This is a genomic window from Phenylobacterium sp., from assembly GCF_036677185.1.
Classification (GTDB): domain Bacteria; phylum Pseudomonadota; class Alphaproteobacteria; order Caulobacterales; family Caulobacteraceae; genus Phenylobacterium.
On record NZ_JAKFEN010000015.1, the window covers coordinates 209,996 to 236,493 of the forward strand.

The following is a 26,498-nucleotide window of genomic DNA, read 5'->3' on the forward strand; positions in this document are numbered from 1 at the left end:
TTTCGAGAGATTGCGCTCGAAATGCGCATAGCCGTGTTCGGGGACGCAACGTCAAGCCCTGGTCCGTAGTTCACCACCTGGAACGGGAGGAAATGGATCGATCCACGCTGGCGAGCGTTTCCTTGCCGGTGGGCGCATCCAAAGGAATTCATGAGCATCGCGGAATTGCAGATCGGGCTCGAAGCCCCCCCGGCGCGCCTGACGCTCGCGGGTACGGCCCTGTTCCTGGACCTGGATGGCACCCTGGCGACCATCGCCGAGCGTCCTGAGGACGTGCGCCCCGATCCGCGCCGCACCAACCTGATCGAGCGCCTGCTGCTGGGACTGGACGGCCGCCTAGCCGTGGTCAGCGGCCGCTCGCTGGAGGATATCGACCACATCCTGGAAGGCCGGGTGACCACCGTCGCCGCCATCCACGGCCTGGTCCGCCGCGACGCCCGCGGCGTGGTGGGCCAGGCCGCGGCGCATCCGGCCCTGGGCCAGGCCGCGGCGCGGCTCGCCGAGTTCGCCGTCCGCGACCCGAACCTGCTTATCGAGGACAAGGCGCTCAGCCTCGCCCTGCACTATCGCCAGGCGCCGCACCTGGCCCAGGCGGCCCGCGACCTGGCCCAGGCGATCGCCGACGAGACCGGCTTGGCGTGCCAGCCCGGCGACATGGTGGTGGAGCTGCGCACCCCCGGCGCCAGCAAGGGCGACTCCATTCGCGCCTTCATGACCGAACCGCCCTTCACCGGCGCCGTACCGGTCTTCCTGGGCGACGACCTGACCGACGAGCACGGCTTCTTCGCCGTCAATACCCTGGGCGGCTACGGAGTCCTCGTGGGGCCCCGGCGCCGCACGGTGGCGCGCTACCAACTGGTCGACGTCGAGGCCGCCCTGGTCTGGCTGGAGGCCGCGTCATGAACCGCCTGATCGTGGTCTCCAATCGGGTCAACCCGCCCAGCGGCAAGGGCGACGAGAGCGTGGGCGGCCTGGCCATGGCGCTCTCGGCGGCCCTGCGCGAATATTCCGGCCTGTGGTTCGGCTGGAGCGGCAAGACCGCGCCGGAATTCACCGGCCAGCTCTCGATGCAGATCGCGGACGGTGTGACGGTGGCCACGGTCGATCTCGAGGAAGCCGACGTCAGCGAATATTACAACGGCTACGCCAACAAGACGCTCTGGCCGCTGTTCCACTACCGCCAGGACCTGACCGCCTACGACCGCTCGTTCGACGAGGGCTATCAGCGGGTGAACCGCCGGTTCGCCGAGACCCTGCGCCCCCTCATCGAGGAGGGTGACCTGATCTGGATCCACGATTACCACCTGATCCCGCTCGGCCGAGAGCTGCGGGCGCTGGGGATCGAGAACCGGATCGGATTCTTCCTGCACATCCCATGGCCCGCCCACCAGCTGGTGGCGACCCTGCCGCGCCACAGGAAGCTGGTGGAGGCCCTGTTCGACTACGACGTGGTCGGCTTCCAGACGCCGGAATACCGCCAGGCCTTCGAGGAATACGTGCTGAGCGAGGCGGGCGGCGACATCGTCGACGAGACGAGGCTGCGGGCGTTCGGCAAGACCGTCCAGGTGGGCGACTTCCCCATCGGCATCGACGCGGTCGAATTCGCCGAGATGGTGGCGGGCCAGCGGGCCGAGCGCACCTTCGGGGTGATGGCGGCCCACACGGCCTTCCGCAAGATGATCGTGGGCGTCGACCGCCTGGACTATTCCAAGGGCCTGGAGGAACGGTTCCTGGGCTTCGAGCGCCTGCTGGCCGACAATCCGCACCTGCGCCGCGAGGTGCTGATGCTGCAGATCGCCCCGGTGAGCCGCGAGGGTGTCGATTCCTACCAGGAGATCCGCGCGCGGCTGGACGCCCTGTCGGGCCGGATCAACGGCGAATATGCCGACATCGACTGGAATCCGGTCCGCTATGTGAACCGAAACTATCGCCGCGACGAGCTGGCGGGGGTCTATCGCGCCGCCAAGGTCGGCCTGGTCACCCCCATGCGCGACGGCATGAACCTGGTGGCCAAGGAATTCGTCGCCGCCCAGGATCCGGACGATCCCGGCGTGCTGGTGCTGTCGAAGTTCGCCGGCGCCGCCAACCAGATGGGCGAGGCCCTGATCGTCAATCCCAACAGCCCCGAAGAAATCGCCGACGCCCTGAAGCGGGCCCTGAGCATGGGGCTGGCGGAGCGAATCCGCCGCTGGGGCGCTCTCAACGAGGGCGTTCAACGCGACGACGTCACGGCCTGGCGGGACGCCTTCGTCAAGGCGCTCGCCGGGGAAGAAGAACCGCGCAAGCCAGCCGAAGGTCGACACTATGGCGAACAAGCTCGCCCGCTATCAGTCGATGAGAGACTTCTCCAGGACCTCGGAGCCGAGCGGGAAGCAGGCGACCGCACCTTCGGAGCGCCTGCGCTACGTGATCCAGAAGCACGCGGCGACCCGCCTCCACTACGACTTCAGACTGGAACTGGACGGGGTCTTCAAGTCCTGGGCCGTGACCAGGGGACCCTCGCTCGACCCACGCGACCGTAGGCTGGCGGTCGAGGTCGAGGACCACCCGCTCGACTATGGCGACTTCGAGGGCGTCATCCCCAAGGGCGAGTACGGCGGCGGCTCGGTCATGCTTTGGGACCGCGGCTATTGGGCGCCCGAGCCGGGGACCGACGCGCATGAGGGCCTGAAGAAGGGCGACCTGAAGATCGTACTGGAGGGCGAGCGCCTGCACGGCGGTTTCGTCCTGGTGCGGATGAAGAACGACCGCGAGGGCGGCAAGCGTAACAACTGGCTGCTGATCAAGCATCGGGACCCGTTCGCCAAGGAAGGCGACGCCGACGCCTTGCTGGAAGACAACACCAGCTCCGTGGCTTCCGGCCGCGACATGGAGGCTATCGCGGCGGGCGAGGGCAAGGCGCCCAAGCCGTTCATGAAGCCGCGCAAGACGAAGGCGACCGCCACGCCGTTGAAGGCCGCGCCCGCGCCGAAGCTTGAGGCCGGGTCCATGCCGTCCTTCATCGAGCCGCAATTCTGCAAGTCCGTCGACCGCCCGCCACAGGGTCCGGGATGGGGCCACGAGGTGAAGTTCGACGGCTACCGGCTGCAGGTGCGGGTGGCGGGCGGCGAGGCGGTGATCCGCACCCGCAAGGGCCTGGACTGGACGGCAAAGTTCAAGGCCATCGCGGCGGCGGCGGCCGAGCTGCCCGACTGCATGCTGGACGGCGAGGCCGTGGCCTTGGACCACGACGGCGCGCCCAGCTTCCACGGCCTGCAGGCGGCCCTGTCTGACGGCGACACAGGCGACCTGATCTATTTCGCCTTCGACCTGCTGTTCGCGAACGGCAGGGACCTACGCCCGCTGGCCCTGCGCGACCGCAAGGCGGCGCTGAAGACCCTGCTCTCCGACCGCGGTCCGCGGCTGCGCTATGTCGACCACTTCGAGAGGTCCGGCGACGCGGTGCTGCGGTCGGCCTGCCGCATGAGCCTTGAGGGGATCGTCTCCAAGCGCCTGGACGCCCCCTACCGCTCCGGCCGCGGCGAGGCCTGGACCAAGGCCAAGTGCCGGGCGGGCCATGAGGTGGTGATCGGCGGCTGGACCGGCGAGAAGGGCCAGCTCCGCTCGCTGCTGGTGGGGGTCAACCGTGGCGGCAAGCTGGTCCATGTGGGCCGGGTCGGCACGGGCTTCGGCCGCGACGTGGTCGCCCGCCTCCTACCGGCCCTGGAAGCGGTCGCCAGCGGGAAGAGCCCGTTCGCCGGACCGGGCGCCCCGCGGAAGGACGCCAACATCCACTGGGTCAAGCCGGAGCTGGTGGCGGAGATCGAGTTCGCGGGCTTCACGGGCGACGGCAATGTCCGCCAGGCCGCCTTCAAGGGCCTGCGCGCCGACAAGCCGGCGCGGGAGGTGGAGGCCGAGGTTCCCGTTCCGGCGGAGAAGGCCGAACTGGCGCAGCCCAAGCCCACGAGGGGAGGCGTCAGGATGGGCGAGGCGATGGTTCTGGGGGTGCGGATCTCCAGCCCCGACAAGGCGCTGTGGCCCAACTCCGCCGACGATCCCCGGCCGGTGACCAAGCTCGATCTCGCCCACTATCTGGAGGCCGTCGGGCCCTGGATGATGCCGCATATCGAGGGCCGGCCCTGCTCGGTGATCCGCACCCCCGACGGAATCGGCGGCGAGCAGTTCTTCCAGCGCCATGTGGGCAAGGGCGCCTCGAACCTGATCGAGCAGGTCAAGGTGCTGGGCGACCACAAGCCCTACCAGCAGATCGACCGCATCGAGGGCCTGATCGCCTTCGCCCAGACCGGGGCGACCGAATACCATCCCTGGAACTGCCGGCCGCATGAGCCGGAGGTCCCCGGCCGGCTGATCTTCGACCTGGATCCCGGGCCCGACGTCACATTCGACGACGTGGTCGCCGCGGCCCGCGACGTGCGCGACCGGCTGGAGGCGCTGGGCTTGGTCGCCTTCTGCAAGACCACCGGCGGCAAGGGCCTGCACGTGGTCACGCCCCTGGCCAAGCCCAGGGGCAAGCTCGACTGGCCGACCGCCAAGGCCTTCGCCCGCACCCTTTGCGAACACACGGCCGCCGACGCACCGGACAGGTACGTGGTCAAGATGTCCAAGACGCTGCGCGGCGGCCGGATCTTCCTCGACTATCTGCGCAATGACCGGCTCTCCACGGCCGTGGCGCCGCTGTCGCCTCGGGCGCGGGAGGGGGCGACGGTGTCCTTCCCCCTGACCTGGAGCCAGGTGAAGGCGGGGCTCGACCCGAAGCGCTTCACGATCCGCACCGCGCCCGGCCTGCTGAAGACGATAGCCGCCTGGGCGGACTACGCCGACAGCGAGCGACCGCTGGAGACGGCGATCAAGCGCCTGGGCTGAAACACCGCGGTTTAGCTGCGTCGCGGCGAGAGGCGGGGGCGTTTGCGTGTCAGGCCCGCTTCTTGGCCGCCGGCTTGCGGGCCGGGGAGGCCTTGGCGGGAACCCTGCGGGCCGGGGGCCTTCGGCGCGATCCGCCGCCCTCGCCCAGGCTGCGGCGCAGAGCCTCCATGAGATCGATGACCTCGGCCTCCCTGGGTTCCTCGACCTTGGCGACCCGACCGTGGTTCTTTTCCTTCTCCTTGATCAGCCGCCGCAGGGCGTCCTCGTAGCGGTCGTTGAACTCCGACGGATCGAAGGGGCCTTCCAGCTGCTCGATGATCTTCTCGGCGATGGCCACCATCTTGGCGTCGGGCTTCACACCGGGGATGTGGCCGAAGACCTCCTTCGGGTCGCGGACCTCGTTCTTCGAGCGGATCGTATAGGCGAGGATCCCGCGGTCGCGCGGCTCCAGGGCCAGGACCCGCTCGCGCTGGTGCATGACCACCCGGGCCAGGGCCACCTTGGCGGCTCCTTCCATGGCCTCGCGGATCACGCTGTAGGCCTCGACGGCCATGTCGCCGTCAGGGGCCAGGAAATAGGGGTCGTTCCAATAGAGCCGGTCGATCTCCGACTCGTCGACGAAGCGCTCGATGTCGATGGTGCGGGTGGTCTCCAGCCGGACGTTCCTGATCTCCTCGTCGGTGACCACGACGTAGCGGCCCTTCTCGATCTCGTAGCCCTTGACGATGTCGGCGCGCGCCACCGGCCCGGTCTCCGGATCGGTGGGGATCATGCGGATACGGTTGTGGGTCTCCTTGTGCAGCATGCTGAAGGAGACATCGCCGCTGCGCGAAGTGGCGGTGTGTAGGGCCACGGGGCAGCTCACCAGGGACAGGCGCAGATAGCCCTGCCAGGTCGGACGAGTGGCCATGACGCGGACTCCGAAGCTTCAGAAGTCCGTGGAACGCCGCGCGGGCCGATTCAGTTCGCCGGCAGGGCCAGGGTCGGCAGGGTCACGGCCTCCTGGGCGTCCAGCCGGCTCTTGCGGAAGCCGGCGCGCACGCCGTTCCCGGCCCCGAATTCCATGAGCTGGTCGCCCTTGGGCGTGTAGGCCGGCCAGGGCTGGGTCCCGCACTTCGGAGCCCCGCCCTTGGCGAAGGCGACCCAGCAGGCGTGCATGAGGGTGGCCATGGCGCGGTCCTCGTCGCTGACCACGCTCATCGGCGTGCGACGGCCCCAGTATTCGAAGACGTACTGGATCTCGGCGGCGTGGAAGGCCCGGGTCATCACCGGCCGGAACCGGTTCCCGACATAGGAGAAGTGGTAGAGCCAGGCGGGCTTGCCGCCCGCGGCCTTGGCCGCCACCCAGCGGGCCGGGCCCACCATGATCCGATCGGTGAAGATGGCGCGGCCGAGGGCCTCGTCGCCGGCCGCGGCCTCCTCCGCATAGACCGTCCGCGCTGCGGTCGGGATCATGGCGGCCATCTCCGGCTTCCACGGGCCCAGCAGCGAATCCTCGCCCGAATTGGCGCCGATGATCAGCGGCACGTCGGCGGCGCGGCCGGCGGCGAAGGCCTGGCTGGGGGTCTCGGCCAGCAGCTTGCCGTCGACGAAGGGGCCGTAGTCGCCACCAACCTTGGCGATCAGGGTGGCGGCCGGCAGCTTGCGCAGGTCACCCACGCTCGCGTCGGCGCCGGCCAGGCGCAGGCTTTCGGCGGCCCTGGCGCCCTTGGCCTCCTCGTCCGCCAGGGTCGAGACCGGGAACCAGCCGCCCCCCGACTGGACGATGGCCTTTTTGAACAGCGGCTTGGCCTTGGGTGTGGAGAGCAAGGCCAGCGTGCTCATGCCCCCGGCGCTCTCGCCGAACACGGTGACGTTCTTCGGATCGCCCCCGAAGGCCGCGATATTGCGCTGGACCCATTCCAGGGCCGCGATCTGGTCCATCAGGCCATAGTTGCCGGTGGGCTCGGCGCCGGCCTCGCGGGTCAGGGACGGATGGGCGAAATAGCCCAGCGGCCCCAGGCGGTAGTTGATCGAGACCAGCACGACCCCGTCGCGGGCGAAGTTCGAGCCGTCATAGACCCAGCCGGCGCCGGTACGGTGACCGCCGCCATGGATCCAGACCATGACCGGAGCCTTCTTCGCGGCCTTGGGTGTGAAGATGTTGAGCTGAAGACAATCCTCGCTCATCGGCCCGTTGGCGCCGCCGACATTGGGCGAGCCGTCGGCATTCATCGGCTGCATGCAGGACGGGCCGTTGGCGGTGGCGTCGCGCTCTCCGGTCCAGGCCACGGGCGGCGCGGGCGGCGCCCAGCGCAGCTTGCCCACCGGCGGGGCGGCGAAGGGGATGTTGCGGAAGACCTCAGCGGTCTCGCCGGACGTCCCCGCCAGCACCCCGCTCTCGACCGTAACCTTGACCTGCGCCTGGGCCGACCCGGCCAGCATCAAGGCGCCCAAGACCGTCGCGCAGCACCGAAGCATGGCGTTTCCCCCCGCCCGTTGGTTGTGCGGGAGGATTTGCCTGCAACGCTTCCGGGTCAAGCCTCAGTGGAAGTCGCGGCTACGGACCAGGGCGCCGGTGACGCGGTCGTGGAGCCTGGGGGCCGGGCCGTCGTCGTCCCGCATCTGGGCCAGGCGGTCGGAGAGGTCGGTGAAACGACGGGCGACGATGTGGACCACATTGCTCTCGCTCTGCACCTGGCCGTGGACCACAAGGAACGAGGCGCTCATCACCAGGCGGCGATTGGCGTCGAAGGCGTCCTTCCAGACCACGATATTGGCGATGCCGGTCTCGTCCTCGAGGGTCAGGAAGGTGACGCCCTTGGCGGTGCCCGGCCGCTGGCGCACCAGGACCAGCCCGCCCACCGTCACCAGCCGCCGGTCGGAGGTCCGGGCCAGATCCTTGCAGGGGATGGCGCCGTAGCTCTTCAGGGTCTCGCGGAAGAAGCCGATGGGATGGGCCTTCAGGGAGAGGCTGGTGGTCCGGTAGTCCTCCATCACCTCCTGGGGCAGGTGCATCAGGGGCAGCTCCACCTGGCGCTCCTTAACCCCCATGGCGGCCAGCAGGGGCGCGGTTTTCAGGCTGCCGGTCTCGTCGGCAAGGCCCTTCACCGCCCACAGGGCCTGGCGGCGCGAGAGCCCGAGGCCGGCGAAGGCGTCGGCCTCGGCCAGCAGCTCCAGCGACCGCCGCGAGAGCCCGGCCCGGACGGCGAAGTCGTCGAGGGTGCGCACCCCGGCCTGGCGCGCTGCGATCAGTCGCTCGGCCTCTTCCTTGCTGAACCCCTTGACCTGGCGCAGGCCCAGCCGCACGGCGCGCAGCCGGCCGGGCTTGGCCGCCGGCTCCAGGGTGCAGTCCCAGCCGCTCTCCAGCACGTCGGGGGAGCGTATCTCCACCCCATGCTCGCGCGCGTCGCGGACCAGCTGGGCCGGCTGGTAGAAGCCCATGGGCTGGCTGTTCAGCAGGGCGGCGCAGAAGGCGTCGGGCCAGCGCCACTTCACCCAGGCCGAGGCGTAGACCAAGAGGGCGAAGCTGATCGCGTGGCTCTCCGGGAAGCCGTAGGAGCCGAAGCCCTCGATCTGCTTGAAGCAGCGGCGGACGAACTCCGGGTCGTAGCCGCGCGACTCCATCCCGTTGATGAACTTGGCCTCGTATTCCCCGACATTGCCGTGGTGGCGGAAGGTGGCCATGGAGCGGCGCAGGCCGTCGGCGTCGTCGTCCGAGAACTTGGCGGCCTCGATGGCGATGCGCATGGCCTGTTCCTGGAACAGCGGCACGCCGTGGGTCTTGCCCAGTATGGCCTTGAGCTCGTCCTGGGGATGGGGCGGGGCCGGGCGCGGATAGTCGATCAGGGTCGGATCGTTGCGGCGCTTCAGATAGGGGTGGACCATGTCGCCCTGGATCGGGCCCGGCCGGACGATCGCCACCTCCACCACCAGGTCGTAGAACTTGCGGGGCTTGAGCCTGGGCAGCATCGACATCTGGGCCCGGCTCTCCACCTGGAACACGCCCACGGAATCGGCCTTGCACAGCATGTCATAGACCTCGGGGACCTCCTGGGGGATGTGGGAGATGTCGGTGATCTTGCGGCCGACATCGTCCGCCGGGATCATCTCGAAGCCCCGCTTCAGCGCGGTCAGCATGCCGAGCGCCAGGACATCGACCTTCATCAGGCCCAGAGCGTCGATGTCGTCCTTGTCCCACTCGATGAAGGTGCGGTCGTCCATGGCGGCGTTGCCGATGGGGACGGTCTCGTCCAGCCGCCGCTTAGTCAGGACATAGCCGCCCACGTGCTGCGACAGGTGGCGCGGGAACTTGAGCAGCTGGGTGGCCAGGCTCACCGCCCGGCGGACCTCCGGATTGGTCGGGTCGAGCCCCGCCTGGCGCACATGGCCGTCCGGCACCTCCTCCCCCCAGCTCCCCCAGATGGTGCCGGCCAGGGCCGCGGTGACATCCTCGGTCAGGCCCAGCGCCTTGCCCACCTGGCGGATGGCCATGCGCGGGCGGTAATGGATGACGGTGGCCACGATGGCGGCGCGGTGGCGGCCATAGCGGCGATAGACGTATTGCATCACCTCCTCGCGCCGCTCGTGCTCGAAATCCACGTCGATGTCGGGCGGCTCGCCCCGCTTCTCGGAGATGAAGCGCGAGAACAGCAGATCCTGGTCCTCCTTGGTCGGGTCGACCGCCGTCACGCCCAGGCAGAAGCAGACGCAGGAATTGGCCGCCGAGCCCCGGCCCTGGCAGAGGATCTCCTGCTCGCGCGCCCAGGCGACGATGTCGTGGACGGTGAGGAAATAGTTGGCGAAGTCGAGCTTCTCGATCAGGTCCAGTTCGTGCTGGATCGTCCGGCGCTCCTTCTCCCCCATGCCCTTCTCGAAGCGGGTCTTGGCGCCTTCCCAGGTCAGGTCGCGCAAGTGCTGGATGGCGGTCTTGCCCGGCGGCACCGGCTCGTCGGGATATTCGTATTTGAGCTGGGAGAGATCGAAGCCGATCCGTTCGACGACCTCCAGGCCGCGCTCCACCGCGCCGGGGAAGCGGGCGAAGAGGCGCGCCATCTCGGCGGGGGACTTCAGGTGCCGCTCGGCGTTGGCCTCCAGCTTCAGGCCTGCGTCATGGATGGTGCAGGTCTCGCGGATGCAGGTGACCACATCCTGCAGCGGGCGGCGTTCGGGAGCGTGGTAGAGCACGTCGTTGGTGGCGACCATCGCCGCGCCCGAACGCTCGGCGAGTGCGGCCAGCTTCGACAGCCGGTGCAGGTCGCGGGCGCCATAGGGCCGCGAGGCGGCCAGCCAAACATCGCCGCGCAGCTCTCCGGCGATCCGCTTCAGCTCGCATTCGAAGGCCTCGTCCAGGCGGGCGGGGGGGACGACCAGGACCAGCTGGCCCTGCGAATGCTGGGCGAAGTCCTCCCAGTGCAGCTCGCACGCGCCCTTCTCCGAACGGCGCTGGCCGACGGTGAGCAGCCGGGTCAGGCGGCCATAGGCCTCGCGGTCGGAGGGATAGCAGAGCAGGGACGGCGACCCGTCGGCGAAATCCAGGCGGCAGCCGGTAAGGGCGCGGACCGCGCCCTTCAGCCGCCGCATCTCCGACCAGGCCCGGACGACCCCGGCCAGGGAGTTGCGGTCGACGATCCCGATGGCCTCCATGCCCAGGCCGGCGGCGGTGAAGACCAGCTCGTCCGGATGCGACGCCCCGCGCAGGAACGAGAAGTTGGTGGTGGCCTGGAGTTCGGCGTAGCGGGTCATCCGAACAGTCCGTGCAGGAACCACTTCGCCGGGACGCCGGCCTCGTAGAGCCCCTCGCGATAGACCCAGAAGCGGCCGCCCTCCTGGTCCTCAACCCGGTAATAGTCGCGGACCTGATCGGTCCGCACCTCGTCGATCTCGCCGCGCCACCATTCGGCGCCGATGCGCTCGGGTCCCTCGGCGTGGCGCACGCGGTGGGTCTGCTTGCGCCATTGGAACTGGCGGGGCGGGTCGTCGGGGGTGAGCGCCAGGACGAGGTCCAGGGGCTCGGGGCGGCGGAAGAGGCGTAGGGGTCGCGGAGTCTCAGGGTTCCATCCCACCGTGGCGCCGAGCGGGGCGTCGGGCCGGGCGCTCTGCTCGGGGACGTGGCTCTCCACCGGGGCGCTCTTCCAGACCCGGTCCTCGCCCAGGCGGTTGACGAGACGGTCCACCAGAGGCGCCAGGCCTTCCTCCAGAGCGGCCTCGCGGGCGGCGTCCAGCCGCGCCTGGCGGCCGGAAAGAACCTCGACCGCCTCGGCGGTGATCGTCACCACCTCGATCCCGAAGCCCGGATCGACGGTCTCCAGCTTGGGCGCGAACAGCTTGGCGATCCGGGCCGGGTCGCGGCCGGGGATGGAGAGGCCGATGGTCAGCGGATAGGCCTTGCCGTCCAGCCGGTGGAAGGTGAGCTCGAAGCGCTTGGCGCCACGGCTCTCCAGCTCCAGCCGCGCGCAGAGCTTGGCGGCCACGTCGCGGCTCACCCGCTGCAGGTCCTCCAGCACGCTGATCGGTTCGAAGAAGGCCAGCCGCGCGAACCAGGGATTGGGCGGGCGGCGGAAGGTCAGCGCCTCCTCGGCGCGGCCCATGGCCTGGTCCAGCCGCAGCAGGGCCTGCTTGCCGAACCGCCGGGCGAAGGGCGCGCGCGGCAGTCCGATGATCTGGAACAGGTAGCGCAGGCCCAGCCGCTCGATCTGGGCGGCGGCCTCGGGCTCCAGGCGCAGGGCCGCGGGCGGCAGATAGGCCAGCAGGTCGGCCTGTCCGTTCGGCGGGGCGATGATCTCCGCGCCCTTGCCGTAGTGGGCGAGCGCCCAGGCCGCGCCCGGAGTGTCGGCCACGGCGCAGCGGAAGAAGAGGTCGTTGCGGGCCAGGCGGGTGCGGAAGTCGGCGACCAGTTCGGCCTCGCCGCCCCACAGATGGTCGACCCCGGTGATGTCCAGGAACAGGCCGTCGGGCGGAGCGGCCGCCACCGCATGGGAGAACCGCACCGACCAGTCGACCAGGGCGGTCAGCGCCGCGGCGTCGGCCTCGGTCTCCGCCTCCGCGGTGACCAGGTTGGGGACCAGGGCCGCGGCGTCGGTGGCCTTCTGACCGGGGAACAGGCCCGCGGCCGCGGCGGCCTTGTCCACCGCCGACAGCCGCCGTACGGCCTTCACCGTCTCGATCAGGCCGAACGGGCTAGGCTGAGAGTCGGACGGATTCCGCCGGCGCCAGTTGGCGATCGCCCAGTTCGGCGACCAGGCGCAGAGGATGCGGGCCATCTTGGGCCTCCCAGGTAAAAGCGGCTTGCGCCTCCATCAGCCAGGCGCCGGGCCGCCCGCCCCGGCACCGTTCCAGTTCGACCCGCCAACGCGGCGGGCCCAGGCCGAATTCGCCCGGCGCGGGCTCGCTGGCCGCGGGCGCGATCTTCCAGCGGGAGGCCGCCGCCGTGCCGCTCGCCGTCTGCCGGCCAAGCCCCCCATAGGGCCGGCGGCGGATCACGAACCCCGTGGCGCCGTGTTTCTCGCAGGCCAGTTGCAGCCGCCGCCCGGCGGTGAGGTCCACGGCCTCCACCTCGGCGAAGACCGTGGTGACGCCGGCGGTGGCGAGCGCGTCCTCGGCCACGGCCAGGGCCTCGGCCTCGTCGCGGGCGCAGACCTGGATCAGCCGCTGCGCCGGAAAACCCAACCCCGACAGGCCCGGCGCGAACAGGTCGTCGCGCCGCAGCACCCAGACCGCCTCGCCCCGCCGGGCCAGGGGCGCGGCGACAAGGGCGGCGAAGGCGGCAGGGGAGGCCCCGGTCTCGACCTCCATCCCCACGCCGGTGAATTCGTGCCATTGGCCCAGCGGCAGGCCCTGGCCCAGGAAGCAGCCGTCCAGCCGGGGATCGCCGAACGGCAGGGACTCAGAGTCCGCCCGTCCGCCCGCCTCGAGGGCGGCGATCTTCGCCTTGAGCGCGGCCAGCCGCACCTCGCGAAAACCGGACATGGCCTTCTGTTCTCCTGTTCCTACTTTGTTCTAGTTTTGGACTCAAAAGAGTCAAGCACCTTGCGGTGGAGTCTGTTGGCTTGACCCCGGCCGCGCCCGGACGAATCCTGGGGGCCTGGAAGAAAGGGGCACGCCATGGCCGCCACCCAGCTTCTCGTGGGCACCCGCAAGGGCGCCTGGATCTATCGCAGCGACACGGCCCGCAAGGCCTGGTCCGTGCAGGGCCCGATCTTCCTCGGCCACATCGTCAACCACCTGGTGCTCGACCCGCGCGACGGCAAGACCCTGCTGATGGCGGCGTCCACCGGCCACCTGGGCCCGACCATCTTCCGCTCCGTCGACGGCGGGGCGACCTGGGCCGAGGCCGAGCGGCCGCCGGCCTTCCCGAAGGTCGAGGGCGCGGACGGGCCGGCGCGATCGGTGGACCACAGCTTCTGGCTGGAACCGGGCCATGCCAGCGAGCCCGGCGTCTGGTGGGCGGGGACCTCGCCCCCCGGCCTGTTCCGCAGCGCCGACGGCGGCGCGACCTGGGACGGGGTCGCCGGCTTCAACGACCATCCCATGTACTGGAAATGGTGTCCGGAGGGAGAGGGCACCCCGGACGGGACGCTGCTGAACCAGATCCAGATCGACCCCCGCGACCCGCGCCACATGTACCTGGCCACCTCCTGCGGCGGGGTGTTCGAGAGCCATGATCAAGGCGGCGACTGGGCCCCGCTGAACCAGGGGGTGGAGGCCAATTTCATGCCCGATCCCTATCCGGAATACGGCCAGGACTCTCACTACATCGCCATCGCCCCGGCCATGCCCGACCGCCTCTGGCAGCAGAATCACTGCGGCATCTACCGGCTGGACCGTCCCGCCGAGCGCTGGGACCGGATCGGCGAGGCCATGCCCAAGGAGATCGGCGACATCGGCTTCACCATCGTCCCCCACCCGCGCGCCGCCGACACCGCCTGGGTCTTCCCCATGGACGGCACCGAGGTCTGGCCGCGCACCAGTCCGGGCGGCAAGCCGGCGGTGTACCGGACCCGCGACGCGGGGCGGAGCTGGGAGCGTCAGGATCGGGGCTTCCCCACCGAACAGGGCTGGTTCACCGTCAAGCGCCAGGCCTTCTGCGCCGACCGGGACGCCTCGGTGGGGCTCTATCTTGGGACCACCGGCGGCGAGCTCTGGATGAGCGACGACGAGGGCCAGGCCTGGCGGCCGATCGCCGCCCATCTGCCGGAAATCTATTCGGTCAGCGCGGCGCCCCTGCCATGATCGCGGTCTTCATCCCCTCCCAGCTCACCTCCTACACGGACGGGGTCAGCCGGCTGACGGCGGCGGGGGGTAGCATCGAGGCGGTGCTGGACGACCTCGACCGCCGGTTTCCGGGGCTGAAGTTCCGCGTGGTCGATGAGCAGGACCGCATCCGCCGCCACATGCGCATCTTCAAGAACGGCGACCGCGCCCAGGACGTCCGCGCCGTGGTGGGCGAGGGCGACGAGGTGCTGATCTTCGGGGCGCTGTCCGGGGGCTAACCGCCTTTTCCCTCCCCATGAAGGGGAGGGAAAAGCAAAACAGACCTAGAACCGCAGGGTGCGGGCTTCCTTGACGTGGGGCAGGGCGCGGATCTTGGCGATCAGGTTGTCGGTGGGATCCTGGTCGACACCCACGAGGGCGATGGCGTCCTCGCCGGCCGAGACCCGGCCCAGGTTGAAGGTGGCGATGTTGACGCCCGCATCGGCCAGCAGGGCGCCCAGCGCGCCGATGAAGCCCGGCTTATCGAGGTTGTTCACATAGAGCATGGTCGAGCCGAACGGCGCGTCCAGGTCCATGCCCTTGACCTCGATCACCCGCGGCGTTCCGGCCATGACCGAACCGGCGAAGGATCGCTTGCCCAGCGAGGTGGTGATGGTGATCCGAACCAGGCTCTCATAGATCGGGCTGTCGTCCTGCTTGCTCTCGGAGACGGTGATGCCCCGATCCTTGGCCACGGCCGGGGCCGAGACCATGTTGACGTCCTCCAGCATCGGGCGCAGCGCGCCCGCCAGGGCCGCGGCGGTGAGCGGGCGGGTGTTGAGGTTGGCGACCTCGCCCTCATAGGCGATGTCCACGGCCTTGACCTCGACATCGACCATCTGGCCGGCGAAGGCGCCCAGGCGTTCGGCCAGCGCGATGAACGGCTTCAGCTTCGGCGCTTCGTCGGCGGTGACCGACGGCGAGTTCAGCGCATTGGAGACCGCGCCGGTGAGCAGGTAGTCGCTCATCTGCTCGGCCACCTGCAGGGCCACGTTCTCCTGGGCCTCCATGGTCGAGGCGCCCAGGTGCGGGGTGGCGATGAAATTGGCCGCGCCGAACAGCACGTTGTCCTTGGCCGGCTCCTCGATGAAGACGTCGAAGGCCGCGCCGCCGATATGGCCGTCGTCCAGACCCTTGCGCAGGGCCGCCTCGTCCACCAGGCCGCCACGGGCGCAGTTGACGATCAGCACGCCTTTCTTGGTCTTCGCGAGGTTCTCGGCCGACAGGATGTTGCGGGTCTTGTCGGTGAGCGGGGTATGCAGGGTGATGATGTCGGCGCGGGCCAGCAGCTCTTCCAGCTCGACCTTCTCGACCCCGATCTCCACGGCGCGCTCAGCCGAGAGGAACGGGTCGTAGGCCACGACCTTCATTTTCAGGCCGTTGGCGCGGTCGGCGACGATGCCACCGATATTGCCGGCCCCGATCAGGCCGAGCGTCTTGGCGTAGAGCTCCACGCCCATGAAGCGGTTCTTCTCCCACTTGCCGGCCTGGGTGGAGACATCGGCGGCGGGGAGTTGGCGGGCGAGCGCGAACATCATGGCGATGGCGTGCTCGGCGGTGGTGATCGAGTTCCCGAAGGGGGTGTTCATCACCACGATCCCCTTGGAGGTCGCCGCGGGGATGTCGACATTGTCCACGCCGATGCCGGCGCGGCCTATGACCTTGAGGTTTCCGGCGGCGGCGATGACGTCCTTGTCGGCCTTGGTGGCCGAGCGGACGGCCAGGCCGTCATAGTCGCCGATGATCTTGAGCAGTTCGTCCTTGGTGAGGCCGGTTTTCACGTCGGCGTCGACGCCGCGCTGCTTGAAGATCTCGATGGCGGCGGGGCTGAGTTTGTCGGCGATCAGTACGCGGGGCATGGGGCGGTGTCCTTACGGAGATATCGGTGAAGGCCCCCTCCACCGCTTCGCGGTCCCCCTCCCCCAATGGGGGAGGATCTTGGGCCCGGATGCTCCCCCTCTGGGGGAGCTGTCGCGAAGCGACTGAGGGGGTTTAGGGCTTAGGCGGTCTGGAGCGCTTCGAGGGTCGAAGCGAAGGCCCAGTCGAGCCAGGGGGTCAGGGCCTCGATGTCGGAGGTCTCCACCGTGGCGCCGCACCAGATCCGAAGACCGGCCGGGGCGTCGCGATAGCCGCCGATGTCCAGGGCCGCGCCTTCCTTCTCAAGGGCGGAGGCCAGCTTCTTGGCGAAGTCGGCCTGGGCCTCGTCGGAGAGCGCGGTGATGCGGGCGTCGACCACCTTGAGGCAGACCGAGGTGTTCGACCGCGTCGCGGGATCGGCGGCGAGGAACTCCACCCAGCCCGTGCGCTCCACCCACTCGGCCAGGGCGGCCAGGTTGGCGTCGGCTCGGCGCTGCATCTCGGCCAGTCCACCGATGGAGGCGCCCCACTTGAGCGCGTCGATGGCGTCTTCCACGCAGAGCATGGAGGGCGTGTTGATCGTGGCGCCCTCGAAGATGTCGCGCGACAGTTTGCCGGCCTTGGTCATCCGGAAGAGCTTCGGCATCGGCCAGGCCGGGGTGTGGCTCTCCAGGCGCTCGACGGCGCGGGGCGAGAGGATCAGCACGCCATGCGCGCCCTCCCCGCCCAGCGCCTTCTGCCAGGAGAAGGTCACCACATCGAGCTTGGCCCAGTCGAGGTCCTGGGCGAAGGCGGCGCTGGTGGCGTCGCAGATGGTGATGCCGTCACGATCGGCGGCGATGAAGTCGGCGTTGGGGACCCGGACCCCCGAAGTCGTGCCGTTCCAGGTGAAGACCAGGTCGGCGTCCTTGCGGACCTTGGAGAGGTCCGGCAGCTCGCCATAGGGCGCATCCAGCACTTCGGCGGGCAGCTTGAGCTGCTTGGTCACGTCGGTGACCCAGTCCTTGCCGAAGCTTTCGAAGGCCAGCAGCTGGACGGGTCTCGGGCCCAGCATCGACCACATCGCCATCTCGACGGCGCCGGTGTCGGAACCGGCCACGATGCCGATCAGGTAGTCCTCCGGAACCTCCAGCACCTGGCGGGTGCGGTCGATCGCCTCTTGCAGGCGCGCCTTGCCCAGCTTCGACCGATGCGATCGGCCGAGGACGGCGTTCTGGAGATTTTGGGGATTCCAGCCGGGGCGCTTGGCGCAGGGCCCGGATGAAAACTCGGGGCGAGCCGGGCGCATTGCCGGCGTGGCGAGGGTCGTCATAGCGATGTCTCCCATCCTTACAGATGAGCAGCGCCCCGTTGGGGGGGCGTGGCCCGCCGCGGAGAAACCCTGGTTTCCGCCCCGGATCAAGCGAAAGTTTTCGAAACCCGATGTGAGCGGAACTGATGACGCGACCGCTTGGTGCGCGGGGCGACCCATGATCTCAAGGCTGGATGACGAGCCGTCCGCAACCGATCGACTGGCTGGTGATGGCTTTCCTCGTCATCGCCTGGGGCTCGGCCTTCGCCGCCCTGAAGATCGCCGTGGAGTACATTTCACCGGTCTGGAACGCGGCCCTGCGGCTATGGATCGCAGTGGCGACCCTAGCGATCGTCCTGGCCATCCAGCGCCAGAGGTTGCCGCCGCCGCGCGATCCGGCATGGCGATTCTATGCGGTGGTCGGGCTGGTCGGCATGGCCGCGCCCTTCGTCTTGTTCGCCTATGCGGCCCAGAGCCTGCCCTCGGCGGTGAACGCCATGTGCAACGGCGCCTCTCCGATCTTCACCGCCGCCCTGGCGCACGTCTTCGTGGCGGGCGACCGGCTGACCCTGCAGCGCAGCGCCGGGGTCGGGCTCGGGTTCGTAGGCCTGGCGGTGCTGCTGGCGCCCAAGCTGATGGGCGGGCTGACCGTGGAGGCCGTGGCGATGATGGCCGCCCTGGGCGCCGCGGCGCTCTATGCGGTGGCCAATGTGGTGACCAAGCACGCGCCCGCCGTGGCTGCGACGGCCGGCGCCCTGATGATGTCCCTCTGGGGGGCGGCCTACGCCACGGCGGCGGCCGTGTTCACGGCGCCCCTGCCCGCCTGGCCGCCGCTGCCCGCCCTGATCGCGGTCGTCGCCCAGGGGGTCTTCCCCGCGGGCCTGGCCACCATCGGCTGGGTGTTCCTGATCCAGCGGCGCGGGCCGCTGTTCGTGTCGCTGTCGATCTATCTGGCGCCGCTGTGGGCGACGGCGGTCGGGATGACCTTCCTGGGCGAGCGGCCGAGCTGGATGGCGTTCGTGGCCCTGGGTTTGATCCTGGCCGGGGTGGCGCTGGCCACCCTGGAGCGGCGCGGACTTACGCCGCCGCCGCCTTCGACGCGTCCTTGACCCGCGCGCGCCACGAGACGATCGCCCCAGCCGTCAGACAGATCAGGATGGCGTAGAGATTGACGTTGTTGATCAGGCGGTGGAGCGCATCCACGTCGCGGCCGGTCACCAGGTAAAACGAGTGCAGGCTGAACTGGGCCGCCTGGAACATCAGCGCCCCGCCCAGCCAGAGGCTGGCGTAGCGCACGGCGATGGCCAGCAGCCCGACCGCGGTCAGGCCATCGCCTACCAACTGGGCGATGGGCATGAAGGTGCTGAAGCTCGAAGGCAGAAGGCGGCCCAATTCCCAGAGCAGCGCGAAGCCCAGGATCAGCATGGCGCCAAGGCGCTCGGCGGGGCCACCCTTCCAGAGGGCGAAGCCGCAGGCGCTCAACATCAGGACCAGGAAGAGGGCCCAGAAGAGCAGATGGATGGTTACGTCCGACATGCATTGCGCCCCTAACCGGGATTAGGGGCGCAACACCAGTTAAACTATTGCAACCAAGTCGGGGGTTAGCCGACTTCGCGCATGAGGGTCTTTTGAACGCGGAGGGCCATGGGCGGCTTTTCGTAGCCGTTCATCTTGGTCCGCACGCCCAGGCGAAGCTGGGCTTCGGCCAGTTCGTTGTGCACGCCCACCATCGCGGTGCGGGCTTCGCTGAGCGCCTTGACGGCCGCCATCAGCTTCACCTGCACGTCGTCGGCGAACACCATCGACACCTTCACGTCCTGACGGGCCTTCAGGAGGTCCGCCATCAGCTCGGCGGCTTCAACCATGGCCTGGTCGACCGCCGCTTCCGTCGAGAACAGTTTGGTCGCGACACGTTGTGCGACAAACGCCTTTTCCATGGGAAACCCCTCAGTGGAATTAACTTACCGGAAGCCAAGGTAAACCAGAGGTTAAGGACCGTCTAATAGATTCACGTTCGGTTAACTATGATTGCCCGCGACAACTGCGCGCACCGGTTGTGACTGTGTCGGAAAGGCAACAGATTCCGCCGGATTCGCCTCATAGGCGAGGTCCGAGCGGGGCCGTGGAAGCAAACCGTTAGGGGAAATCGACTAGGTAAAGCGCTTGATAGAACGCCGAGCGCCATGACCGACCAGCCTCGCAAGACCGGCACGGCCCACCACGCGACCTTCCATGCGCGCGTGGCCGGCGTGGCCCTGATCACCACAGTGGTGGTGCTGGTCGCCGCCTGCCTGACCTTCATGCTGCAACAGTGGGCCGTGGCCCGAGAGCAGACCCATCAGAGCCATGTGGCCTTGTCCGAGATCACCGCCAGCGCGGCCGGACAGGCGCTCCTGGAACGGGATACGGCCGCCGCCACGGCCTCCATCTCCGCCCTCGCCAAGGCCGATCGGGTGATCGGCGCCCAGCTGCTCGACGGCCAGGGGCGGAAGGTGGCGGCCTATGCCCGCGCCGGCGGCACCGACGCCCTGGAGACCGAAATTCTCCGCACGCCGGTCCGCGCCGGCGGCGCCCAGGTCGGCGAACTGGTGATGACGGCGGAGACGCCGCGCCTTACCGCCCTGCTCCCGCAATTCGTCGCCCTGACCGGCGCGCTGTTCTTCGGCGGCGTCGGCGTGGCGCTGTTCCTGGCGCGCGGACTCGCCTCACGCGTGATCGCGCCGGTCCAGAAACTGTCGGAAGCGATGCACGAGGTCGCCGGAAGCGGCAGCTTCGCGCCCGTCGAAGTTGCGGCGGACGACGCCCTGTTCCGCAGTCTAACCGACAGTTTCAACCACCTTTTGGCGAAACTCGACGAGCGTGAGCAAGCGCTGCAGCGCACCCTGCGCGAGCTGGTGGAGGCCCGCGACGCCGCCAACGCCGCCAATGTGCTGAAATCCCAGTTCCTGGCCAATATGAGCCACGAGATCCGCACGCCGCTGAACGGCGTCCTGGCCATGGCCGAGGTCATGTCCATGGGCGACCTGACCCAGGTGCAGCGCGAGCGCCTGGACGTGATCCGCCAGTCGGGCGGCCTGCTGCTGGCCGTGCTGAACGACGTGCTGGACCTGTCCAAGATCGAGGCTGGCAAACTCACCCTGCTGGTCGACGACTTCGACCTGGAGGCGGCGGTCGCTCCCACGCGCGAGAGCTTCGCCGTGATCGCGGGGCGCAAGGGGCTGTCGTTCAAGGTCGAGGTCGCCGAGGAGGCCCGCGGCGCTTGGCGCGGCGACTCCGACCGCATTCGCCAGGTGGTGGGCAACCTGCTCTCCAACGCCGTGAAGTTCACCCTACAGGGCGAGGTCAGCGCGACCTTCGACGTCGCCCCCGACAGCGGCGACCTGCGTCTGACCGTCCGCGACACCGGCGTCGGCATCGCCGCCGAGAAGCAGGCGGCTCTGTTCGAGAAATTTACCCAGGCCGACAACTCGGCCACCCGCCGGTTCGGCGGCACGGGCCTGGGCCTGGCCATCTGCCGCGAGCTCACCCAGATGATGGGCGGTGTGATCTCGGTGGAGAGCCGCGAAGGCCAGGGTTCGGTCTTCACCGTCGAGCTGCCGCTCGAGCGCGGCGAGATGGCGGCCCCATCGACCGCCGTGGTCCAGGCCGCCGCCGAGGACGCCGACGAAGGCGCCCTGCGCCTGCTGGCCGCCGAAGACAATCCGACCAACCAACAGGTGCTGGCCGCGGTCATGGGCTCGCTCGGGATCGAGATCGACATCGTCGCCGACGGCAAGCTGGCCTTCGAGGCCTGGCGCGACGGCGCCTATGACCTGATCCTGATGGATATCCAGATGCCGGTGATGGACGGCATCGACTCGGCCCGCGCCATCCGCGCCGCCGAGGCCGAGCACGGCCGCCCGCGCACGCCCATCGTGGCGCTGACGGCCAACGCGCTGTCCCACCAGGTCGAGGAATATCTCGCCGCCGGCATGGACGGCCATGTGGCCAAGCCGATCGAGATCTCCAAGCTGTACGACGCCATCAGCCGCGCGCTCAGCGAAGCGGCCACCGTGGGCGCGCCGCAGGCTTCGGCCACCGCCGCCGCCTAGCTGAACCTCAGACAACGACCGCCTCAGGTCCGTTTCACCTTCGATGGGGTCTTCTAGGGCTCAACGTCGCCTCACCCGGCGGCGTCGACGTCCAAGGAGGACCCAATGAAGAAGATCCTGCTCTCGCTGACGGCCGCCGCCGCCTTGACCGCCGCCGCCGTCCCCGCCGCCGCCCAGAACTATGACGGCTATCGCACCTACGAGCGCAGCTACGGCGGTGGCGACCGCTACGACGGTGGCGACCGATACGATCGTGGCGATCGCTACGACCGCAGGGATCACCATGATCGCAGCGACCGTGCCGATCGCCTGAAATGGCGCATCGAGAGGGCCTTCCAACGTGGTGACCTCGGCCGCCAGGAGGCCGCCCGTCTGAAGGGCTATGTCGGCGCCGTCGAGAACCTGGCCTACCGCTATCGCCGCGACGGCTACACCGCCGCCGAACGCCACGCGATCGAGCAGCGCTACGCCTCGGTCGAACGCCGCCTGCGTCATGAGAGCCGCGATTATGGCTACGGCTACGGCTACGGCGAACGTCGCTAAGCGCCGCGGCCGAAGCTGAACCAATCCACCTCTGGGTCGTTCCCACCCCCATGCGGGCGGAGGCGACGCCAGAGGGACGCACTAGGAGATCGCCATGAAGAAGACCCTCACCCTGTTCGCCGCCGCCGCCTCGGTCCTCGTCCTGTCGGCCGGCACGGCCTCGGCTCAGGCCTGGACCTCGATCAACGAACGCCAGGCCACCCTCGACGCCCGCATCGACGCAGGTGTCCGCTCGGGCGACCTGACCCGCAGCGAGGCCGTCGAACTGCGCGGGGCGTTCAACGACGTCGCCCGCCTGGAGGCCCGCTATCGTGTCGACGGCCTGTCGGCGTGGGAACGCACCGACCTGGATCGACGCTTCGACGCCCTGTCGGACCGCATCCGCTACGACCGCAACGACGACCAGGCGCGCAACGACCGCGGCGACCGCTGGAACGACTGGCGTAATCCCGAGGGCGGCTGGATGAGCATAGACCAGCGCCAGGCCCAGCTCGACCGACGGATCGACCAAGGGGTGCGCAGCGGCAAGATCACGCGCCGCGAGGCCTATCGCCTGCACAGCGAGTTCCAAGCCATCGCACGGCTCGAGACCCGCTATCGCGTCAACGGCCTGTCGACCTGGGAACGGGCCGACCTGGATCGCCGCTTCGACACCCTGGCGGCGCGGATCCGCTGGGAGCGGCGCGATGGCGACCGCTACGGCTACGGCTACGGCGAACGTCGCTAGCCGACACCTATTGGTGACGGAGACCGGAAGGGGGACGGCTTTGCAGCCGTCCCCTTTTCGCATCTGTTCGCAGAACGCGGGTTTACGCAGGGTTAGCAGGTGACGCGCTATACGGCCTGACTCGACCGACGAAAGCCAGGCATGAGCGCCGATCCCATCTCGTCCGACCTGATGGAGGTCCTGGCCGCAAGGCGGTCCCAGGCGCGCTTCCGCATCGGCGTGGCCGTGGCGATGCTGGCGGGTTTCGGCAGTACGGTCGGCTGGGCGTTCGCGTTCGGTTGGTTCGCCATCTATATGGGGCTGCAGTTCACCGAACATCTGCTGCTCCGCCGCCGCGACCTCTCGACATTCGCGAGCCTGGCCCTGCTGTCGACCAACGCCATCGTCTTTGGAGCCTATGGCGCCATGGGGCCTGTCATGGACGGCGCCTGGGGCTTGGCCTGCGGCGCCGTGCTGATGTCCGGCGGCCTGCTCAACACGGCCCTGACTAGCCAAAAATCACGGCAGGCCTTCGTGGCCAGCGCCTGGCCCTTCGCCTTCTACCTGGCCGTCATGCCCTTCGCGGCCCTCGCCGTGGGAGCCGAGGGGCGCCACGCCGTGGCGCTCGCCATCTCCGCGGCCCTGATTGTCGGCTGCACGGCGATGATCTGGCGTTCGGCCGCCCGCGCCCTGATCGCCGAGGGCGAGGCGCGCGGCCGGGCCGAGGCCGCCGACGCCGCCAAGTCCGCCTTCGTCGCCATGGTCAGCCACGAACTGCGCACCCCCATCAGCGCCATCCTGGCCGGCGCCGTCGAGGCGGGCCGGGCCGACGCCGCCAGCGCCCGGGCCGCCAATCTGGAGCTGATCGGCTCCTCGGCACGGATGATGCGGACCCTGCTGGACGACCTGCTCGACCTCTCCAAGATCGAGGCCGGCAAGATGGGGGTGGAAGTCACGCCCTTCGACCTGCGCCGCCTGATGCTGGAGACCGTCCGCTTCTGGGCGCCCGAGGCCCGCCGCCGAAGTCTGCGCTTCCGCGTCGAGGGCGCGCGGCAGGTTCCGGCCTGGGTCGAGGGCGACCCGACCCGCGTGCGCCAGGTGCTCAACAACCTGTTCTCCAACGCGCTGAAGTTCACCGACGCGGGTTCCGTCACCCTGAAATTCGCCACCGGCCCCGACGGCCAGGCGACCCTCTCGGTGATCGACACGGGCCCGGGCATGGACGCCGAGCAGGTCGGCCGCCTGTTCACCCCCTACGGCCAGGCCAGCGACAGCATCGCGCGCACGCATGGCGGAACCGGCCTCGGCCTCAATATCAGCCGCGAACTGGCCCGCCTGATGGGCGGCGACCTGGCGGTGGAGAGCGCGTCGGGCAAGGGCGCGGCCTTCCATCTTACGGTGAGCCTGCCGGCCACGCCGCCGCCGTCCGCGGTCGAACCGACGCAGAACCGCGAGAGTCTGCGCCTGCTGATCGTCGACGATCACGAGGTCAACCGCCGGGCCTTCACCCTGATCCTGCAGGCCGCCTGCGACGAGCTCTCCGTGGCCCATGACGGGCTCGAGGCCCTCGAACGGCTGGCGGCCCAGCGTTTCGACCTGGTGTTGATGGACCTCAACATGCCCCGCATGGGCGGCATGGAGGCCGTGCGCCGCCTGCGCGCGGAGCCGGGCCCCAACCAGGCCACGCCGGTCATCGCGCTCACGGCGTCGGTCGCGCCCAAGGAGATGGCGGCCTGCAAGGCGGCCGGCATGAGCGGCTTTGTCATGAAGCCGGTGGAGGCTAAGGAGCTGTTCGCGGCGATCGAGCAAGTCCTGACCGACGCGCCCGCGCCCGTCGCTCTCACCGCCTAGAGGACCTCCATGCCGCATGAGACCCGCATCGCCGACGGCTTTGTCGTGAGCGACGAGGCCGCGCGCTTCGACCGCGACCGCGCCCACGGCTGGATTTCGGGCGAGAGCTACTGGGCGCCCGGCATCCCGCGGGCCCTGTTCGACAAGGCCCTGGACCACAGCCTGGTGGCCGGCGCCTACGCCCCCGACGGCGCCATGGCCGGCATGGCCCGGGTGGTCACCGACCGGGCGACCTTCGGCTGGATCTGCGACGTCTTCGTGGACGAGGCCTATCGCGGCGCGAGCCTGGGCAAGGCCATGATGGCCTATCTGAAGGACCATCCGGATATGCAGGGCTTTCGCCGCCTGCACCTGGCCACCCGCGACGCCCACGGGCTCTACGCCCAGTTCGGCTTCGTCCCGCTCTCCCGCCCAGATAGCTGGATGGAGATCCGAGGGAGCGGCTACCTCTAACCCCAGCTGTCATCCCGGAAGTCGCGAAGCGGCTATCCGGGACCCATGAACACCTTATCCCTCAAGAGATGGCTACGCCTCGCCACATTCCGCCAAGTCGGCGCGTATGGGTCCCGGTCTTGCTTCGCAAACCGGGATGACACTTCGAGCTAGGCCTCGATCGTCAGCTCCGGCCATCGCGCCTGGGCCGCCTGCGCGGTGCGCAGGAAACCATTGGTCTTCCGGGTCGGATTGGGCCGCAGGCGCAGGGCGAAGATGTCCTCCAGGCCGAAGGGCGCGACGATGGTCATCCGTCCGTCCGGCTCCAGCCGAGCGCCCACCGCGAAGGTCGCGCTGGTGAACCGCCCCAGGGCCTCGGTGCTGGAGCCGAGCGGCGCATAGGCCTCGCCGAACTTGCCCTCGAACCACAGGTGGACACGAGCCTGGTTGCGCACCTCGACCATCTCACGCAACGGCGGTTCAAACGCTCGCGCCACCCGCTTGATCACCACGTCTTCAGCCTCGTAGCTCACATCTGGATCGAAATAGCCCAGGTCGTAGTCCTTGATCCCGTAGTCGGAGTCACGGCCGGTCAGGTGGTTGAGGGCCCTCTGGTAGATGGCGCCGGAAAACAACAGCCAGTCCGGCAGGTCCAGCTCCCGGGCGGTCTCCATCACCTGCATCAGGCTCGGCGCGGCGCGCAGGATGGCCTCCAGCCGCTCGGTCAGATCCTGGCTCATCGTTTCTCCCGCAGCGGCCAGCCATGGTCCAGAGGTCCGTGGCCCGCCCCGAAGCCCGGCGCGCGACGCATGGCCTCGTGCACATAGGCCCAGGCGCGCGCCACCGCCTCGGTGAGGCTCATGCCCTGGGCCAGGCCCGTAGCGCAGGCCGAGGCCAGCGTGCAGCCGGTGCCGTGGGTGTGGCGGGTTTGCAGGCGCTCGCCCTCGAAAGTCGTCTCGCCATCGGGGGTCATCAGCACGTCGACCACGGTGACGCCGTCCACATGGCCGCCCTTCATCAGCACCGCCCGGGCGCCCAGCCTCAGCAGAGCCTCGCCCGCCCGGCGCAGGTCGTCGGTGGTGGCGACCGCCAGGCCGCTCAGCGCCTCGGCTTCCGGCGCATTGGGGGTCAGCAGGGCGGCTCGGGGGATCAAAAGGGTCCGGACCGCGGCCACCGCCTCGGCGGCCAGCAGGTTCGCCCCGCCCTTGGCGACCATCACCGGGTCGATCACCGCCGGCAGGCTCCGCGCGCTGTCGAGGAGACGGGCCACCGTCTCGACCATGGCGACATCGCCCAACATTCCGGTCTTGATCGCGTCGGCGCCTATATCGTCCAGCACCGCCCGCGCCTGGGCCTCGACCACCGCGGCCGGGATGGGGTGGACGCCGGTGACGCCCAGGGTGTTCTGCACGGTGACGGCGGTGATCGCGGTGGCCGCATAGCCGCCCAGGGCCGTGACCGTCTTGATGTCGGCCTGGATCCCCGCCCCGCCCCCGGAGTCGGAGCCCGCGATGATCAGCACGCGACCTTTGTTCTCGGACATGCCCTGGACCTAGCGTGGCCGGGGACGAATTGCATCGGCATATGCGCCCTCATCCACATTCGAATATATATGCGTTGACAGTTATATTTC

21 protein-coding genes and 1 pseudogene are annotated in these 26,498 nt (G+C 69.3%); 11 read left to right on the forward strand and 11 right to left on the reverse strand.

The window, feature by feature from the left end; genetic code table 11:
* Positions 1–150 precede the first annotated feature (150 nt).
* The 3 genes and pseudogenes from otsB to ligD all read left to right on the forward strand — a co-directional run bounded on the left by otsB (position 151) and on the right by ligD (position 4,863).
* Positions 151–903 carry a trehalose-phosphatase gene (gene otsB / locus V6M51_RS06475; RefSeq protein ID WP_332765651.1) on the forward strand — a complete coding sequence of 251 codons (753 nt, stop codon included), beginning with the start codon at positions 151–153 and terminating at the stop codon, positions 901–903.
* Positions 900–2,261: pseudogene (locus V6M51_RS06480) on the forward strand (alpha,alpha-trehalose-phosphate synthase (UDP-forming)); the annotation flags it as partial. The gene otsB and the pseudogene V6M51_RS06480, both read left to right, overlap by 4 nt.
* A 43-nt stretch (positions 2,262–2,304) precedes the next feature.
* Entirely contained in the window at positions 2,305–4,863 is a 2,559-nt protein-coding gene (gene ligD, locus V6M51_RS06485) for a DNA ligase D (RefSeq protein WP_442957840.1), read from the forward strand.
* Positions 4,864–4,912: 49 nt separating this feature from the next.
* On the opposite strand, the gene ku is transcribed toward ligD, so the two are convergent.
* From ku to V6M51_RS06510, 5 genes are all read right to left on the reverse strand, one after another.
* A complete protein-coding gene (ku, locus tag V6M51_RS06490) occupies positions 4,913–5,773 on the reverse strand; it encodes a non-homologous end joining protein Ku (protein ID WP_332765653.1) in 861 nt (286 codons plus the stop codon).
* Between the two features lie 50 nt (positions 5,774–5,823).
* Positions 5,824–7,323: a carboxylesterase/lipase family protein gene (locus V6M51_RS06495; protein ID WP_332765655.1), complete on the reverse strand. Its 1,500-nt coding sequence runs from the start codon at positions 7,321–7,323 to the stop codon at positions 5,824–5,826.
* A gap of 63 nt (positions 7,324–7,386) precedes the next feature.
* Positions 7,387–10,587, reverse strand: a complete 3,201-nt coding sequence (locus tag V6M51_RS06500; protein WP_332765657.1) for an error-prone DNA polymerase — start codon at positions 10,585–10,587, stop codon at positions 7,387–7,389.
* The gene (locus V6M51_RS06505) at positions 10,584–12,104 is read right to left on the reverse strand and encodes a DNA polymerase Y family protein (RefSeq protein ID WP_332765659.1); all 1,521 of its coding nucleotides are present in this window, start codon (positions 12,102–12,104) and stop codon (positions 10,584–10,586) included. The genes V6M51_RS06500 and V6M51_RS06505 overlap by 4 nt, the downstream gene beginning before the upstream one ends.
* Positions 12,022–12,810 (reverse strand): ImuA family protein, encoded by a 789-nt coding sequence (locus V6M51_RS06510; RefSeq protein ID WP_332765660.1) that lies wholly within the window; start codon positions 12,808–12,810, stop codon positions 12,022–12,024. The genes V6M51_RS06505 and V6M51_RS06510 overlap by 83 nt, the downstream gene beginning before the upstream one ends.
* 135 nt (positions 12,811–12,945) lie before the next feature.
* On the opposite strand from V6M51_RS06510, the gene V6M51_RS06515 reads away from it, so the two are divergent.
* Together V6M51_RS06515 and V6M51_RS06520 are read left to right on the forward strand one after the other, a co-directional pair.
* A complete protein-coding gene (locus V6M51_RS06515; RefSeq protein WP_332765662.1) occupies positions 12,946–14,073 on the forward strand; it encodes a WD40/YVTN/BNR-like repeat-containing protein in 1,128 nt (375 codons plus the stop codon).
* The gene (locus V6M51_RS06520) at positions 14,070–14,333 is read left to right on the forward strand and encodes a MoaD/ThiS family protein (RefSeq protein ID WP_332765664.1); all 264 of its coding nucleotides are present in this window, start codon (positions 14,070–14,072) and stop codon (positions 14,331–14,333) included. Before V6M51_RS06515 ends, V6M51_RS06520 begins: the two co-directional genes overlap by 4 nt.
* Before the next feature lie 45 nt (positions 14,334–14,378).
* Here V6M51_RS06520 and serA read toward each other — a convergent pair whose 3' ends face one another.
* Both serA and V6M51_RS06530 read right to left on the reverse strand, forming a co-directional pair.
* On the reverse strand, positions 14,379–15,953 hold the full coding sequence (gene serA / locus V6M51_RS06525) for a phosphoglycerate dehydrogenase (RefSeq protein ID WP_332765666.1): 1,575 nt from the start codon (positions 15,951–15,953) through the stop codon (positions 14,379–14,381).
* A 140-nt stretch (positions 15,954–16,093) separates the two neighbouring features.
* Entirely contained in the window at positions 16,094–17,263 is a 1,170-nt protein-coding gene (locus V6M51_RS06530) for a phosphoserine transaminase (protein WP_332765668.1), read from the reverse strand.
* Positions 17,264–17,436: 173 nt separating this feature from the next.
* Between V6M51_RS06530 and V6M51_RS06535 the strand changes: the two genes are divergently transcribed.
* Positions 17,437–18,351, forward strand: coding sequence for a DMT family transporter (locus V6M51_RS06535; protein WP_332765670.1), 915 nt, complete (start codon positions 17,437–17,439; stop codon positions 18,349–18,351).
* On the opposite strand, the gene V6M51_RS06540 is transcribed toward V6M51_RS06535, so the two are convergent.
* Positions 18,320–18,778, reverse strand: a complete 459-nt coding sequence (locus V6M51_RS06540; RefSeq protein WP_332765671.1) for a hypothetical protein — start codon at positions 18,776–18,778, stop codon at positions 18,320–18,322. The two genes, V6M51_RS06535 and V6M51_RS06540, sit on opposite strands and share 32 nt — an antisense overlap.
* Before the next feature lie 65 nt (positions 18,779–18,843).
* A complete protein-coding gene (locus tag V6M51_RS06545) occupies positions 18,844–19,179 on the reverse strand; it encodes a hypothetical protein (protein WP_305675126.1) in 336 nt (111 codons plus the stop codon).
* A 246-nt stretch (positions 19,180–19,425) separates the two neighbouring features.
* Here V6M51_RS06545 and V6M51_RS06550 point away from each other — a divergent pair, with 246 nt between their 5' ends.
* From V6M51_RS06550 to V6M51_RS06570, 5 genes are all read left to right on the forward strand, one after another.
* Positions 19,426–21,333, forward strand: a complete 1,908-nt coding sequence (locus tag V6M51_RS06550) for an ATP-binding protein (RefSeq protein WP_332765675.1) — start codon at positions 19,426–19,428, stop codon at positions 21,331–21,333.
* A gap of 105 nt (positions 21,334–21,438) precedes the next feature.
* Positions 21,439–21,876: a hypothetical protein gene (locus tag V6M51_RS06555; protein WP_332765676.1), complete on the forward strand. Its 438-nt coding sequence runs from the start codon at positions 21,439–21,441 to the stop codon at positions 21,874–21,876.
* A gap of 94 nt (positions 21,877–21,970) precedes the next feature.
* Positions 21,971–22,603 (forward strand): hypothetical protein, encoded by a 633-nt coding sequence (locus V6M51_RS06560; RefSeq protein ID WP_332765677.1) that lies wholly within the window; start codon positions 21,971–21,973, stop codon positions 22,601–22,603.
* 141 nt (positions 22,604–22,744) lie between these two features.
* A complete protein-coding gene (locus V6M51_RS06565) occupies positions 22,745–24,433 on the forward strand; it encodes an ATP-binding protein (protein WP_332765679.1) in 1,689 nt (562 codons plus the stop codon).
* A gap of 9 nt (positions 24,434–24,442) precedes the next feature.
* Positions 24,443–24,886, forward strand: coding sequence for a GNAT family N-acetyltransferase (locus V6M51_RS06570; RefSeq protein WP_332765681.1), 444 nt, complete (start codon positions 24,443–24,445; stop codon positions 24,884–24,886).
* Positions 24,887–25,035: 149 nt separating this feature from the next.
* Here V6M51_RS06570 and V6M51_RS06575 read toward each other — a convergent pair whose 3' ends face one another.
* Positions 25,036–25,605 carry a nucleotidyltransferase family protein gene (locus tag V6M51_RS06575; RefSeq protein ID WP_332765683.1) on the reverse strand — a complete coding sequence of 190 codons (570 nt, stop codon included), beginning with the start codon at positions 25,603–25,605 and terminating at the stop codon, positions 25,036–25,038.
* Positions 25,602–26,408 (reverse strand): bifunctional hydroxymethylpyrimidine kinase/phosphomethylpyrimidine kinase, encoded by an 807-nt coding sequence (thiD, locus tag V6M51_RS06580; RefSeq protein ID WP_332765685.1) that lies wholly within the window; start codon positions 26,406–26,408, stop codon positions 25,602–25,604. The genes V6M51_RS06575 and thiD overlap by 4 nt, the downstream gene beginning before the upstream one ends.
* Positions 26,409–26,498 lie beyond the last annotated feature (90 nt).

Coding starts and splice junctions, on each gene's coding strand:
- V6M51_RS06570 (WP_332765681.1), top strand. CDS start 24,443: ATGCCGCATGAGACCCGCATCGCCGACGGCTTTGTCGTGAGCGACGAG.
- V6M51_RS06505 (WP_332765659.1), bottom strand. CDS start 12,104: ATGGCCCGCATCCTCTGCGCCTGGTCGCCGAACTGGGCGATCGCCAAC.
- V6M51_RS06575 (WP_332765683.1), bottom strand. CDS start 25,605: ATGAGCCAGGATCTGACCGAGCGGCTGGAGGCCATCCTGCGCGCCGCG.
- serA (WP_332765666.1), bottom strand. CDS start 15,953: ATGCCCCGCGTACTGATCGCCGACAAACTCAGCCCCGCCGCCATCGAG.
- V6M51_RS06535 (WP_332765670.1), top strand. CDS start 17,437: ATGACGAGCCGTCCGCAACCGATCGACTGGCTGGTGATGGCTTTCCTC.
- V6M51_RS06515 (WP_332765662.1), top strand. CDS start 12,946: ATGGCCGCCACCCAGCTTCTCGTGGGCACCCGCAAGGGCGCCTGGATC.
- V6M51_RS06555 (WP_332765676.1), top strand. CDS start 21,439: ATGAAGAAGATCCTGCTCTCGCTGACGGCCGCCGCCGCCTTGACCGCC.
- ku (WP_332765653.1), bottom strand. CDS start 5,773: ATGGCCACTCGTCCGACCTGGCAGGGCTATCTGCGCCTGTCCCTGGTG.
- otsB (WP_332765651.1), top strand. CDS start 151: ATGAGCATCGCGGAATTGCAGATCGGGCTCGAAGCCCCCCCGGCGCGC.
- V6M51_RS06520 (WP_332765664.1), top strand. CDS start 14,070: ATGATCGCGGTCTTCATCCCCTCCCAGCTCACCTCCTACACGGACGGG.
- V6M51_RS06530 (WP_332765668.1), bottom strand. CDS start 17,263: ATGACGACCCTCGCCACGCCGGCAATGCGCCCGGCTCGCCCCGAGTTT.
- V6M51_RS06550 (WP_332765675.1), top strand. CDS start 19,426: ATGACCGACCAGCCTCGCAAGACCGGCACGGCCCACCACGCGACCTTC.
- ligD (WP_442957840.1), top strand. CDS start 2,305: ATGGCGAACAAGCTCGCCCGCTATCAGTCGATGAGAGACTTCTCCAGG.
- V6M51_RS06540 (WP_332765671.1), bottom strand. CDS start 18,778: ATGTCGGACGTAACCATCCATCTGCTCTTCTGGGCCCTCTTCCTGGTC.
- V6M51_RS06495 (WP_332765655.1), bottom strand. CDS start 7,323: ATGCTTCGGTGCTGCGCGACGGTCTTGGGCGCCTTGATGCTGGCCGGG.
- V6M51_RS06545 (WP_305675126.1), bottom strand. CDS start 19,179: ATGGAAAAGGCGTTTGTCGCACAACGTGTCGCGACCAAACTGTTCTCG.
- V6M51_RS06560 (WP_332765677.1), top strand. CDS start 21,971: ATGAAGAAGACCCTCACCCTGTTCGCCGCCGCCGCCTCGGTCCTCGTC.
- V6M51_RS06565 (WP_332765679.1), top strand. CDS start 22,745: ATGAGCGCCGATCCCATCTCGTCCGACCTGATGGAGGTCCTGGCCGCA.
- V6M51_RS06500 (WP_332765657.1), bottom strand. CDS start 10,587: ATGACCCGCTACGCCGAACTCCAGGCCACCACCAACTTCTCGTTCCTG.
- V6M51_RS06510 (WP_332765660.1), bottom strand. CDS start 12,810: ATGTCCGGTTTTCGCGAGGTGCGGCTGGCCGCGCTCAAGGCGAAGATC.
- thiD (WP_332765685.1), bottom strand. CDS start 26,408: ATGTCCGAGAACAAAGGTCGCGTGCTGATCATCGCGGGCTCCGACTCC.